This is a genomic window from Streptomyces sp. NPDC048718, assembly GCF_043198875.1.
Taxonomy (GTDB): Bacteria; Actinomycetota; Actinomycetes; order Streptomycetales; family Streptomycetaceae; genus Streptomyces.
In genome coordinates this window covers 117,947-131,377 of the sequence record NZ_JBICVG010000008.1, presented here as the reverse complement: position 1 = coordinate 131,377, position 13,431 = coordinate 117,947, and the positions used below count along the sequence as shown (strand labels likewise).

Here is a 13,431-nt window from a genome sequence, read left to right as displayed (position 1 = left end):
GGCCCCGCTTCACGCGGCGCGGCTGCCCCGTACGGACGCTGCCCGCAACGGCGGTCGCAACCGCGTTCGCCGCGCCGCCCGCGCCCGCGATGGTGGCGGTGGCGGCGGTTGTCGGTGGCGCCCGTCACAATGGGGCACGTGAGTACGACCAGCACCACCCCCAGCCTCCCGGTCCCCACGCACGCCGCCCCGCTGCGCGAGGCCCTGCTCGCCGCCGACTTCACCGCCGACGGTCTGCTCGACCTGCTCGGCGCCCAGGCGTACGCGGCCCTCGCCCGCAGCGAGACCGTGCCCGCCCTGCGCGCCACCCGCGGCGACGCCCCGCTGGACACCCTCATCCGGCTCTTCCTGCTCCAGCAGGACGTGGCGTACGACCGGGCCGCCGCCGCGCTGCCCCTCGCGGACGCGCTCGCCGACGGCTGGGTGGTCCGTGAGGACGACGCCGTACGCGCCACGGTCGACATCCGTCCGTACGGCGGCCCGGACGGCGAGGACTGGTTCATCGTCTCCGACCTCGGCTGCGCCGTCGGCGGCGCGGGCGGCATCGGCAAGCAGGGCCGTGACGTGGCGGGCGAGGCCGTCGTCCTCGGCGTCGGAGGTGCCTCCACCACCCTCGCCGGCATCACCGTCCGCACCCCCGTGGCCGCCGCCCTCGACCTCGGCACCGGCTCCGGCATCCAGGCGCTGCACGCCTCCCGGCACGCGACCCTGGTCACCGCCACCGACCTCAACCCGCGCGCCCTCGACTTCACCCGGCTCACCCTCGCCCTGTCCGGGGCCAGGGGCGCCGAGCTGCTGGAGGGCTCGCTCTTCGAGCCGGTCGACGGCGACACGTACGACCTGATCGTCTCCAACCCGCCGTTCGTGATCTCCCCCGGCGCGGGCCTCACCTACCGCGACGGAGGCATGGGCGGCGACGACCTGTGCCGCACGCTGGTGCGGCAGGCCGGCGAGCGGCTGAACGACGGCGGATACGCCCAGTTCCTCGCCAACTGGCAGCACGTCGAGGGCGAGGAGTGGCAGGACCGGCTGCGTTCCTGGGTGCCGGCCGGCTGCGACGCCTGGATCGTGCAGCGCGAGGTCCAGGACATCACCCAGTACACCGAGCTGTGGCTGCGCGACAGCGGCGACCACCAGGGCGACCCGGAGGCGTACCGGCGGGCGTACGGCCGCTGGCTCGACGAGTTCGAGGCGCGCAAGACCAAGGGCATCGGCTTCGGCTGGATCACGCTGCGCAAGAACGCGGCCGTCGCCGCCGGCGCGGTCGAGCCGTCGATCGTGGTCGAGGAGTGGCCGCACCCCGTCGAGCAGCCCCTCGGCGACACCGTGCGTGCCCACTTCGAACGCCAGGACTATCTGCGCGGTCACGACGACGCGGCGCTGCTCGCCGGTCACTTCGTCCTCGCGTCCGAGGTCGTCCAGGAACAGGTCGGCCTGCCCGGCTCCGAGGACCCCGAGCACGTCCTGCTGCGGCAGAACCGGGGGATGCGCCGCGCCACCCGCGTCGACCATGTCGCCGCCGGCTTCGCGGGCGTCTGCGACGGGACCCTGAGCGCCGGGCGGATCCTGGACGCCATCGCCCAGCTCACCGGCGAGGACCCGGTCGTCCTGCGGGACCGTACCCCGCAGGCCATCCGGCTGCTTGTGGAGGAGGGCTTCCTGCTGCCGGCGGCGTCGAGCGCGTCGACCGCGCCGAACGCGGCGGACGGGGGCGCTGCTTGATACGGATCGAGCTGGACGAGGCGGCGCTCGGCGCGACCCGGATCGCGATGAGCCCGCTGCGCGACGCGTTCTGCGCCGCGCACCTCCAGTTGCCGGGGCGCACCCCCTCCTGGCCGTACCAGGAGTGGGTGGGCCACGCGCGCGAGGTGTGGCGGGAGGACGACCGGCTGCGGCCGCTGTGGGAGCTGTTCACCGAAGGGCCGCCCGGGGTCTCGGACTTCCTGATGCCCCGGCCGCTCGGCACCCCCGACGTGTACGAGGAACTGGACCGGTTGCGGGCCACCGACCCGGACTTCGTCCGCGAGCAGGTCGCCGTCTGCTACCCCGGTTTGGAGGAACTGCCTTTTGTGCGGCCGTATCTGACGGATCCGCAGGCGGCTTGCGCGGCGCTCGCCGACGCGTACGCCGCCTGGTGGCAGGAGGCCATCGCCCCGCACTGGCCGCTGATGCGCCGTCTCGTGGAGGACGAAGTCCTCGTGCGGGCCCGGACGTTCGCGACCGAGGGCGTCGACGCACTGTTCGTGGGTCTGGAGCGGCGGGCGCGCTGGGAACGGCCCGTGCTCGAACTGACCAAGTACATCGACGTGGAGTACGCGGCCGGGGAACGGCGGCTGGTGCTCGTGCCGCTCGTCTTCGCCGAGGGCTGTCGGCTCTACTCCACCGACGACCCCGAGGTCCTGGCCGTCTCCTTCCAGGCCAGGGGCGCCGGCGCGCTGCGCGAGCGGGCGGCGGCAGAGCCCGCCGGGGGTGGCGACCGGCTCGGACTGCTCCTCGGCCGAGGCCGCGCCGCCGTCCTGCGCGAACTGGCCGGCCCGCTGACCACCGCCGGTCTCGCCGACCGGCTCGGCCTCGCGCCCAGCACCGTCTCCGAGCACCTGTCGCTGCTGGCCGGCGCGGAGGTCGTCACCCGGCACCGGGTGGGGCGTTCGGTCTACTACCAGCTGACGGACACCGGGCGTTCGCTCCTCGCGCTGCTCGCGGGCGAGGGGGTCCTGGGCGCCGCGGCGGCCTGAGCGCCCGAGCGCCGGGGGCCGCAGACTGGGGCTGGAACCGGGGGCCGGGGCCGGCGCGGCCGTCGATTCGGGCGGTCCCGAATCGATGGCACCACCCCGCTCCGCCTCCGCAGACTCCCGCCATGCTCGCCATCGAAGCGGACGCGCTGCGCCGCACCTACACCAGCCGGACCGGATGGATCCGGCCACGCCGTACCGAGACCGAGGCCGTGCGCGGGGTCACCTTCGAGGTGGTCCCCGGTGAACTGTTCGGCCTGCTCGGACCCAACGGCGCCGGCAAGACCACCACGATCAAGATGCTCAACACCCTGCTGCTGCCGACCTCCGGCACGGCCCGGGTGTTCGGCCACGACGTGGCCCGCGACCCCGTCGCCGTACGCCGCCGGATCGGCTACGTCTTCGGCGGCGACCGGGGCTTGTACGACCGGCTCAGCGCGCTCGACAACCTCCGCTACTTCGCCGAGCTGTACGGGGTCGAGGCCCGCTCCCAGCGGCGGCGCATCGCCGAACTCCTCGACCTGGTCGGCCTCACGGGCCGGGAGCGCGAACGCGTCGAGGGCTACTCGCGGGGCATGCGGCAGCGGCTGCACATCGCGCGCGGCCTGCTGCACCACCCCGACGTCCTCTTCCTCGACGAGCCGTCCATCGGTGTCGATCCGGTCGCCGCCCGCGATCTGCGCCGTACCGTCGCCGACCTCACTGCCGCGGGCACGACCGTGCTTCTGACCACCCACTACATGGCCGAGGCCGACGAGTTGTGCGACCGCGTCGCCGTCATCGCGGGTGGCCGGATCCGTGCGCTCGGCACCCCCGAGAGTCTCAAGTCCCGGGTCGGGGACCGGGATGTGCTCGACATCGAGGTGTACGGGGCGGGGGAGGACGCGCTCGAACGGATCCGCCGGATCGCCGGCGTCCGCGGAGTCAGCGTGACGGAACGCGGCACCGCGCAGACCCTCACCGTGCAGACCGACCGCGGCGCCGAACCGCTCGCTCCCGTCCTGGCCGCGCTCGACGGCATACGCGTCGGACGGGCCGCCGCTCGCGAACCCTCCCTGGAGGACGCGTACATCGCGATCGTGGAGGAGGCGGACACCACAGTGGACACCGCGGATACCGAGGCCGGCACGGACGCGGCCCCCTCCGAGCCGGTGGAGGTGACCGCGTGACGCACGTGACCGGTGCGGCGCGGGGGATGCGGCCGTCGAGGATCGCGCGAATGATCGGGGTCGGGGTGCGCACCCATGTCTCGTACATGTCGCGCTCCCCGCTCGAAATCACCTTCGCCGTGCTCGTCCCCCTCGTCTACGCCACGCTCGCCGTCTACCTCTTCCGGGCCGCCGGCGATTTTGGACGGCTGCTCGACGCCTCCGTCGGCGCCGGACTCATGGGCATCTGGGGCTCGGTGCTGTTCGGTTCGGGCGGCGCCGTACAGAACCAGCGGTGGCTCGGCACCCTGGAGACGCTGGTCGCCGCGCCGACGCCGCTCGCCCTGGTGCTGCTGCCGATCACCCTCGCGACCGCCGTCATCGGCACGTACGCGATGGGCGCCACCGTGCTGTGGGGCGTGGTTCTCTTCGGCGTGCCGCTCGACTTCGCGCACCCGCTGCTCTTCGTTCTCGCCGTCCCGGTCTGTGTGCTGGCCCTCGGGATGATGGGGCTGCTGCTCGCCGCCTGCTTCGTGCTGCTGCGCAATGCCAACGCCCTCGCGAACCCGCTCGACACGCCCGTCTGGCTGCTGTCCGGACTGCTCGTGCCGGTGACCGTGCTGCCCGCCTGGACACATCCGCTGTCGTGGGCGCTGCCCACCACCTGGGGATCCCGAGCCGTGCACGCGGCGGTCTCCGGCGGACCGGCCACGGCGGACGTACTCGTTCCGCTCGGCGTCGCCGCGGGCCTCGGCGCCGGGTACGCCCTGGCCGCCGTACTCGTCCTCGGCCGGGTGGAGCGCCGGGCCCGGGCCGCCGCCACCCTCGCCCTCGCCTGAAAGGCCGACAGATGTTCCGCTTCCGTGCCTCCGCCCGGCTGCTCGTGGTCGGCGGGGCGATCTCCTACCGTGCCCTGTTCAACTGGACGACCCCGCCCATGTTCATCGGAACGCTGCTGGCCGGGCCGCTGCTCCAGGTTTTCTTCTTCGTCTTCCTGGGGCGGGAACTCGGCGTCGCGGACGACCGTTTCCATCTTGTCGGGAACGCCGTCCTCGCAGCTTCCGCCTCCTGCGTGTACGGCGGCACCATGGCCGTCGCCAACGAGCGCTGGTACGGCACGCTGGGCGCCGTCCTGCTCTCGCCCCGGCACCGGGTCCCGCTGTGGGCCGGGCGTGCCCTGCCCTATGTCCTCAACGGGCTGGTCGTCAGCGCTTTCGTGCTCACCGCCGCCGCGACACTGCTCGGCCTGCCCGTGCCGGCGAGCGCGCTGCCCGGGCTCGGACTCGTGCTGCTCACGGGCGCCGCCGCGTGCTCGGCGTTCGGGCTCGCGCTCGGGGCGCTCGGGCTGCGCTTCCGGGACGTGTTCCTGGTGTCGAACGTGGCGAGTTCGCTGCTCCTGCTCCTCACGGGTGCGGCCGTGCCCCGCGAGACCCTGCCGGAGTGGATGCGCGTGGCCGGCGAACTGCTGCCGCTGACCCACGCGGCCGACGCGGCACGCCGCCTCACCGCGGACGGTGGGCTCGACGGCCGGCTGCTCGGGGCCGAGGCCCTGGTCGGCGCCGGGTACGCGGTGCTCGCGGTGCTGCTGCTCGCGGTCTTCGAACGGGACAGCAGGCGCCGGGCCACCCTCGACGTCATGTGACGGACGGACCGGAGAGCGGGGTGGGGGGAAAGAAGGGACGAAAGGGGTGGGGAAGAGGAGAGGACAGGGGGACGGGAGGTAAATCGGAAAGGGGTGTTCCGGGCGGAAGCAGGGGGCAGCCGGGCCTTCCACGCCGTTCACCGGGAGTTCGCCGTGCGGATGCCGGGGGCTGTCAGCCTCGGCGTCGACGGGGCCGAAAAGTCCCGCCGTGGGGCCTGTAAGGCCTGGGCGAGGGAACGGGGTACGGCAATGGAGAGCGGTCCGGCACTCTTCGCGGGGGCGGCGTTCACGCTGTTCGGCGCCGCGCTGCTGCTGTGGACGGGCGTCCGGCTGCGGAAGGGCGAGCCCGTCGCGCTCGGGGTGGAGCCCCGTACCGCCGCCGTGGTCGCCGGGCTGTCCGGGGCGGCCTTCCTGCTGCTCGGCGTCTGGTGCTTCGGTCGGTTGTGACGCGTCGGCGGGGGCGCGTCGGCTGTGACGGATCGGCGGGGGCGCGTCGACTGTGACGGATCGGCGGTGGCGCTCCGGCGGGAGTTCCGGCGGTGAGGGCCGCGTGCTGCCGGCTCGGCGACACCTCGCCACGCCGGGTGGCTTCCCCTGCCCGCTGCCGGGCACGCGTTTCCCGGCCCGCGCCCCCGCCGTACCTCCGCGGGTGCCGCCCGCGTGGCCCGGTCCGGGGCCCCTCCGCCGTACGCCCGCCCGTAGCCCCGGCCGTACCCCCGCGCGCCCTCGATCCGCCCCCGACCCGCCCCTGACCTCGGGCGCGACCGCGCCGGCGGCCACCGCCCGGGCCCGCCCCACGCCTGCCCCGCACCCGTCCCCCGGCTTCCCCGCGTCCGTACCGCGACCGTGCCCCGACGGCCCGGTCCCGGCGCTCGGTCCCGCCCGCCGGAGGGCTTCCACGCGGAGGTCCCCCGGTGACGTCCTTGTGCCGGTCCGGGAGTCCGGGCGGCGAGATGGGCTGGAGTCGGGTTACCGTTCGAGTGGCCGTTGCGGGCTTTTGCCGTTTGACACGGGGGCGGGTTGTACCGTCACACTCCGCAGCGACGACAGTGTCACCGTACGTGCACTGCCGTGCGTGCCAGCACCGTACGTGCGCCGTGCCGTCGTGCGCAGTACGCAGTACGTGCCAGAGAGCGTCGACCGGAGAGAAGAGCGAAGTTGTCCCCGACCAGCGAGACCGCAAAGGGCGGCCGCCGACTCGTCATCGTCGAGTCGCCTGCCAAGGCGAAGACGATCAAGGGCTACCTCGGCCCCGGCTACGTTGTCGAGGCGAGTGTCGGGCACATCCGGGACCTTCCGAGCGGCGCCGCCGAGGTGCCGGAGAAGTACACCGGTGAGGTCCGCCGGCTCGGCGTCGACGTCGACCACGACTTCCAGCCCATCTATGTCGTCAACGCCGACAAGAAGGCTCAGGTCCGCAAGCTGAAGGAACTGCTCGCGGAGTCCGACGAGCTCTTCCTCGCCACCGATGAGGACCGCGAGGGCGAGGCCATCGCGTGGCACCTCCAGGAGGTCCTGAAGCCCAAGGTCCCCGTCCACCGGATGGTCTTCCACGAGATCACGAAGGACGCGATCCAGCAGGCCGTGCGCAACCCGCGCGAGCTGAACAAGCGGATGGTCGACGCCCAGGAGACCCGCCGCATCCTCGACCGCCTGTACGGCTACGAGGTCTCCCCGGTCCTGTGGAAGAAGGTCATGCGCGGCCTGTCGGCCGGCCGTGTCCAGTCCGTCGCCACCCGGCTCGTCGTCGAGCGCGAGCGCGAGCGCATCGCCTTCCGCTCCGCCGAGTACTGGGACCTCACCGGCACCTTCTCCACCGGCCGCACCGGCGACCCCTCCGACCCGTCGTCGCTGGTCGCGCGGCTCGCGTCGGTCGACGGCAAGCGGGTCGCGCAGGGCCGTGACTTCGGCGCCGACGGGCAGCTGAAGAACGCCGGCGTGCTCCACCTCGACGAGGAGAAGGCGCGCGCGCTCGCCGCCTCCCTCGACGGCACCCGCTTCGCCGTCCGCTCGGTCGAGTCGAAGCCGTACCGCCGCTCCCCGTACGCCCCCTTCCGCACCACCACCCTCCAGCAGGAGGCCAGCCGCAAGCTCGGCTTCGGTGCGAAGGCGACCATGCAGGTGGCGCAGAAGCTGTACGAGAACGGCTTCATCACCTACATGCGTACGGACTCCACGGTGCTGTCCGACACCGCCGTGACGGCGGCCCGCGCACAGGTCACCCAGCTCTACGGCGCCGACTACCTGCCGGAGAAGCCGCGCGTCTACGCCGGCAAGGTCAAGAACGCGCAGGAGGCGCACGAGGCGATCCGCCCCTCCGGCGACCGCTTCCGCACCCCGGCGGAGACCGGTCTGACCGGCGACCAGTTCCGGCTCTACGAGCTGATCTGGAAGCGGACCGTCGCCTCCCAGATGAAGGACGCGACCGGAAACTCCGTCACCGTCAAGATCGGCGGCACCGCGGCCGACGGCCGCGACGCCGAGTTCTCGGCCTCCGGCAAGACCATCACCTTCCACGGCTTCATGAAGGCGTACGTGGAGGGGGCCGACGACCCGAACGCCGAGCTCGACGACCGCGAGCGGCGGCTGCCGCAGGTCGCCGAGGGCGACGCGCTCGCGGCCGAGGAGATCACGGTCGACGGCCACGCCACCAAGCCGCCCGCCCGCTACACCGAGGCCAGCCTGGTCAAGGAGCTGGAAGAGCGCGAGATCGGCCGCCCGTCGACGTACGCCTCGATCATCGGCACCATCCTCGACCGCGGCTATGTATTCAAGAAGGGGACGGCGCTCGTGCCGTCGTTCCTCTCCTTCGCCGTCGTCAACCTCCTGGAGAAGCACTTCGGGCGGCTCGTCGACTACGACTTCACCGCGAAGATGGAGGACGACCTCGACCGCATCGCGCGCGGCGAGGCCCAGGCCGTGCCGTGGCTCAAGCGCTTCTACTTCGGCGAGGGCGACGGCCCCGGCGCCGGTGGTGCGGCGGACGCCGGCAACGGCGACGGCGACCACCTCGGCGGTCTGAAGGAGCTGGTCACCGACCTCGGCGCCATCGACGCCCGGGAGATCTCCTCCTTCCCCGTCGGCGACGGCATCATGCTGCGCGTCGGCCGCTACGGCCCGTACGTCGAGCGCGGCGAGAAGGACCAGGAAGGCCACCAGCGGGCCGACGTCCCCGACGACATGGCGCCCGACGAGCTGACCGTCGCCTACGCGGAGGAGCTGCTCGCCAAGCCGAGCGGCGACTTCGAGCTGGGCGCCGACCCGGAGACCGGCCACCAGATCGTCGCCAAGGACGGCCGCTACGGCCCGTACGTGACGGAGATCCTGCCCGAGGACACCCCGAAGACCGGCAAGAACGCGGTCAAGCCGCGTACCGCCTCCCTCTTCAAGACGATGTCCCTGGACACCGTCACGCTGGAGGACGCGCTCAAGCTGATGTCGCTGCCGCGGGTCGTCGGCACCGACGCCGAGGGCGTCGAGATCACCGCGCAGAACGGCCGCTACGGCCCGTACCTGAAGAAGGGCACGGACTCGCGCTCCCTGACGGACGAGGAGCAGCTGTTCACGATCACGCTGGAGGAGGCGCTGGCGATCTACGCCCAGCCCAAGCAGCGTGGCCGGGCCGCCGCCAAGCCGCCACTGAAGGAACTGGGCACCGACCCCGTCAGCGAGCGTCCGGTGGTCGTCAAGGACGGCCGGTTCGGCCCGTACGTGACGGACGGCGAGACCAACGCCACCCTGCGCACCGACGACAGCGTGGAGACGATCACGCCGGAGCGCGGTTACGAGCTGCTCGCCGAGAAGCGGGCCAAGGGTCCCGCGAAGAAGGCGGCCAAGAAGGCGCCGGCGAAGAAGACCGCCGCCAAGAAGACCACGGCCGCCAAGACCACGGCCGCGAAGAAGACCGCGGCGAAGAAGACGGCCACGAAGAAGACCACGGCCTCGGCCACGAAGACGGCCGCGAAGAAGACGGCCGCCAAGAAGGCCACCACGGCGGCGAAGGCGGCCGCCGGGACCGCGACGGACGACTCCGGGGCGGAGTAGTCCGGGGCGGAGTGGTCCGGGCGTTCTCGCCGGACCGGCGGACCGGATAGGGATGAACGGAAAGGGGGAGGACCAGGCCTGCGGGCCCGGTCCTCCCCCTTCCGTATGTCTGCTGGTCCGCCCCTGTTCCGTACTGTGCGACCGGCCCGGTGACCCCTCCCCGGCCGGTCCCTCCGCGTACCCTCCCGCCGGTTTCCTTCCCCTTTCCTCCGGCCGTTCCTCCGGCCGTCCGTCTGTTCGGTCGCAGGCCGCGAGGAGCAAGGCCGTCCGGATAGGGTGGACGGATGACGCGAGCAGAGCAGCCAGACACCGACGCCGCACTCGTCGCCGATTCCCGGGAGCGTGCCGTACGGGCCCTCTTGCGCCATCAGCCACTGCGGAGGCTGTGGAGCGCCCGGCTCGTCGGGGGCACGGGCGACGCCCTCGCCCTCCTCGTCCTGATCCTGCTGGGCTTCCAGGCGGCCACCGCCGGGGACCTGCTGGGCGGCGGGTACCGGGGGGCCGCGTTCGCCGTGGCCGCCGTCGTCGGCGCCCGCATGCTCGCCACCGTCGTCTTCGGCGCCGTGCTGCTCGGGCCGCTCACCACGCTGACCGGCCCGAAGGGTCCGTTCGACCGCCGCTGGACCATGATCGGCGCGGACATCGCGCGGGTCGGACTGCTCGTCGTCGCCCCGCTGTGGATCGACTGGACCTCCGACAAGGCGCTGTGGTTCCTGCTCGGCACCGTCTTCGTGACCGGCGCCGCCGAACGCGTGTGGACCCTCACCGAGGAGTCCGCCGCGCCCGCGCTACTGCCCGCCCCGCCGATCGAGGGCGCCGCCGTCCGGCCGCTCCCCGACCACCTGGCCGCGCTGCGCACGCTCTTTCTGCGCACCGGTTTCCTCGCGGTACCGGCCGCCGCCGCGGTCCTGCTGGTCGCGGGGCTGATCGGCGAGCTCCTCGGCACCGGGGTCGACTGGTTCGACCTGCACCAGGCCGCCCTCGGCTCGTACGTCGCCGCCGGACTCTTCGCCGCCTCCGTCAGCGTCCTGTGGTTCCTGCCGCTGCCGGGCGTCGCCACCCCGCGCCCCCGCTCGCCCCTGGAGGGCCTGCGCCCGCCCGTGTACGCCAGCGGCGTCGAGAAGGGCCGTACCGGCGCCCTCGGCCCGCTCGTCCTGGCCTCGGCCACCGTCGCCTGCGCCATCGCCGCGGCGGCCTCGCTCGCCGTCCTGCACGCGTACGACCTGGACGGCGGGCCCGTCACGTACGCCCTGCTGATCCTCGCGCTCACCGGCGCGACCGTCGTCGGCATCCGTACCGCCGGATCCGTGCTGACCGTGCTGTCCCGGCGCCGGCTGTTCGCCCTCGCGCTCGCCGTCACCGGTGTCGCGCTGCTCGCCATGGGCCTGGTACCGGACACCGCGACCGTGCTGATACTCGCGGTCCTCGCCGGATACGCGGCCGGGGTCGCCGCCCGCACCGGGCACAGCCTCGTCGACCAGGAGACCGAGGAGCCCCGCCGGGCCCGGGTCACCGCCCATCTCCAGGCCGCCGCCCGGGTCGGCATCGGCGCGGGCGCGCTCGGCGCCCCGCTGCTCGCCGCCGCGATCGGCCCGCACCGGCTCGCCTCCGGCAGCTTCGTCTTCGCGCACGGCGGCGCCGCCTTCACCCTGATGCTGGCCGGCGCGCTGCTGCTGCCGGTCGCCGCGCTCGTCCTCGCCAAGACCGACGACCGCGCGGGCGTCCCGCTCCGCCGCGACCTGCGCGACGCGCTGCGCGGCGGCGACCCGGCCGAGGCCTCGTCCCCCACCGGCTTCTTCATCGCCCTGGAGGGCGGCGACGGCGCCGGCAAGTCCACCCAGGCCAAGGCGCTCGCCGAGTGGATCCGTGCCAAGGGCCACGAGGTCGTCGTCACCCGCGAGCCCGGCGCCACCCCGATCGGCAAGCGGCTGCGCTCGATCCTGCTCGACGTCTCCAGCGCCGGCCTGTCCAACCGCGCCGAGGCGCTGCTGTACGCCGCCGACCGCGCCGAACACGTCGACTCGCTCGTCCGGCCCGCCCTCGAACGCGGCGCCGTGGTGATCTCCGACCGGTACATCGACTCGTCCGTCGCCTACCAGGGCGCCGGCCGCGACCTGTCGCCGACCGAGATCGCCCGGATCAACCGCTGGGCCACCGGCGGGCTCGTCCCGCACCTCACCGTGCTCCTCGACGTCTCCCCGGAGACCGCGCGCGAGCGCTTCACCGAGGCCCCGGACCGGCTGGAGTCCGAGCCGCCCGAGTTCCACGCGCGCGTACGGGCCGGATTCCTCGCCCTCGCGGCCGGCGACCCGGGCCGCTACCTCGTCGTCGACGCCGGTCAGGACCCGGCGTCCGTCACCGCCGTCGTCCGCCACCGGCTCGACCGCATGCTGCCGCTGTCCGAGGCCGAGGTGAAGGCCCAGGAGGAGGCGCGCAAGGCCGCCGAGGAGGAGGCCCGGCGCAAGGCGGAGGAAGAGGCCGCCCGCAAGGCCGAGGAAGAGCGCCTGGAGCGCGAGCGCCAGGAGGAGCTCGCCCGCATGCGGGCCGAGGAAGAGGAGCGCAAGCGGCGCGAGGAGGAAGAGGCCCGGCGCGTCGAGGCAGAGCGGCAGGCGGAGGAGGCCCGGCAGCGCGCCGAGGAGGCCCGGATCGCCGCCGAGGAGGAGCGCAAGCGGCGCGAGGCCGAGGAGAAGGCCCGCCGCGAGGAGCAGGAACGCCTCCGCAAGCGTGCCGAGGAGGAGGCCCGGGTACGGGCCGAGGCCGAGGAACGCCGCCGGGAGAAGCAGCGCAGGGCCGAGGAGGCGCTGCTGCGCGCCGAGGAGGCCCGCAAGCTCGCCGAGACCGCGGCGGCCAAGGCCGCTGAGGAGGACGCCCGCAAGGCCGCCGAGGAGGCGGCGCGGAGGTCCGCCGAGGAGTCCGCGCGCAAGCAGGCCGAGGCGGCGGAGCGGGCCCGGGCCGCCGAGGAGGCGCGCCGGCGCGAGGCGAAGCGCGTGGAGGAGTCCGCGAACGAGATCACGGTGGCGACGCCGATCGTGAAGCCGGGGGACGCGCGGCCGGAAGGCGCGCGGCCGGGGGATGGTAAGTCGGAGGGCGCGAAGCCGAAGGACGCTGAGCCGGGTGATGTGCGGCCGGGCGGTACGCGGTCGGGTGACGTGCGGCCGGGTGACGCGAGGCCGGGAGGCGACCCGCGCCTCTCGTCGAACGAGGTCACCGTCCCGACGCCGGTCGTGCGGCCGGGCGCGGGCGGCAACGATGACGAGACGAAGGTCATCCCCCGGATCAAGGACCCCCGCGAGGCGGGGCCGGGCGGCGGCGGGGCGGCGGGGCGCGGCTCGGCCGGACGCGACTCGGCCGCCGAGGAGACGACCGTGCTGCCTTCCGTACGGGAGAAGGACCCGGCCGACCGGGTGCCGCAGGACTTCTTCCGCGACGAGGCACGGGGCGGCCCGGACGCCGCCCGGGGCGGCGCCGGCGGGAACGACCGGACGCGCGAGCTCCCGCAGCTCGACGAGCAGGGCAGGCCGCGCCGCCGTTCCGACTGGGCGGAGGAGACCCCGCTGGACGACCTGCCGACCCTCGCCGACGAGCTGCTGGGCGGCTTCGGAGGGTTCGGCGGTCTCGGTGACGAGGACGGCGAGGACGGCGAGGACGGCGGGGACGGCAGGGACGGCGGGGGGAACGGCCGGCGCGGCAAGCGCTGAGGCCGGCCGGGACGGGCGCGACTGCCGGGGCACGGCAGTCGCCTCCGTCGCTTCCGTGGCTTCTGTCGTTTCCGTCGACGCGGTGACCGAGGCGCCCGAGGTCGGTTTGGGCGGGACTGTCGGTGTGGTGCCCCACAATGGAACGCGTACCTGAGGAGGGCATCGGA

8 protein-coding genes are annotated in these 13,431 nt (G+C 73.8%); all 8 read left to right on the top strand.

Annotated features, from left to right (window positions below; translation table 11 throughout):
- The first annotated feature begins 129 nt into the window (after positions 1-129).
- Positions 130-1,722 (top strand): methyltransferase, encoded by a 1,593-nt coding sequence (locus ACGFRB_RS17230; protein WP_393243828.1) that lies wholly within the window; start codon positions 130-132, stop codon positions 1,720-1,722.
- Positions 1,719-2,735 (top strand): winged helix-turn-helix domain-containing protein, encoded by a 1,017-nt coding sequence (locus ACGFRB_RS17225; protein ID WP_393243826.1) that lies wholly within the window; start codon positions 1,719-1,721, stop codon positions 2,733-2,735. The genes ACGFRB_RS17230 and ACGFRB_RS17225 overlap by 4 nt, the downstream gene beginning before the upstream one ends.
- A 122-nt stretch (positions 2,736-2,857) precedes the next feature.
- Positions 2,858-3,901: an ATP-binding cassette domain-containing protein gene (locus ACGFRB_RS17220; protein WP_393243824.1), complete on the top strand. Its 1,044-nt coding sequence runs from the start codon at positions 2,858-2,860 to the stop codon at positions 3,899-3,901.
- Positions 3,902-3,951: 50 nt separating this feature from the next.
- Entirely contained in the window at positions 3,952-4,719 is a 768-nt protein-coding gene (locus ACGFRB_RS17215) for an ABC transporter permease (RefSeq protein ID WP_393243822.1), read from the top strand.
- An 11-nt stretch (positions 4,720-4,730) separates the two neighbouring features.
- Positions 4,731-5,522 (top strand): ABC transporter permease, encoded by a 792-nt coding sequence (locus ACGFRB_RS17210; protein ID WP_393243820.1) that lies wholly within the window; start codon positions 4,731-4,733, stop codon positions 5,520-5,522.
- A gap of 249 nt (positions 5,523-5,771) precedes the next feature.
- A complete protein-coding gene (locus ACGFRB_RS17205) occupies positions 5,772-5,969 on the top strand; it encodes a hypothetical protein (protein WP_393243818.1) in 198 nt (65 codons plus the stop codon).
- A 711-nt stretch (positions 5,970-6,680) separates the two neighbouring features.
- Positions 6,681-9,566 (top strand): type I DNA topoisomerase, encoded by a 2,886-nt coding sequence (gene topA / locus ACGFRB_RS17200; protein WP_393243816.1) that lies wholly within the window; start codon positions 6,681-6,683, stop codon positions 9,564-9,566.
- A gap of 284 nt (positions 9,567-9,850) precedes the next feature.
- A complete protein-coding gene (tmk, locus tag ACGFRB_RS17195) occupies positions 9,851-13,264 on the top strand; it encodes a dTMP kinase (protein WP_393243814.1) in 3,414 nt (1,137 codons plus the stop codon).
- The last annotated feature ends 167 nt before the right edge of the window (positions 13,265-13,431 follow it).

Bases quoted from the DNA above. Each gene is read 5' to 3' on its own strand.
- ACGFRB_RS17205 (WP_393243818.1), top strand. From the start codon at position 5,772: ATGGAGAGCGGTCCGGCACTCTTCGCGGGGGCGGCGTTCACGCTGTTC.
- ACGFRB_RS17210 (WP_393243820.1), top strand. From the start codon at position 4,731: ATGTTCCGCTTCCGTGCCTCCGCCCGGCTGCTCGTGGTCGGCGGGGCG.
- tmk (WP_393243814.1), top strand. From the start codon at position 9,851: ATGACGCGAGCAGAGCAGCCAGACACCGACGCCGCACTCGTCGCCGAT.
- ACGFRB_RS17215 (WP_393243822.1), top strand. From the start codon at position 3,952: ATGATCGGGGTCGGGGTGCGCACCCATGTCTCGTACATGTCGCGCTCC.
- ACGFRB_RS17230 (WP_393243828.1), top strand. From the start codon at position 130: ATGGGGCACGTGAGTACGACCAGCACCACCCCCAGCCTCCCGGTCCCC.
- ACGFRB_RS17220 (WP_393243824.1), top strand. From the start codon at position 2,858: ATGCTCGCCATCGAAGCGGACGCGCTGCGCCGCACCTACACCAGCCGG.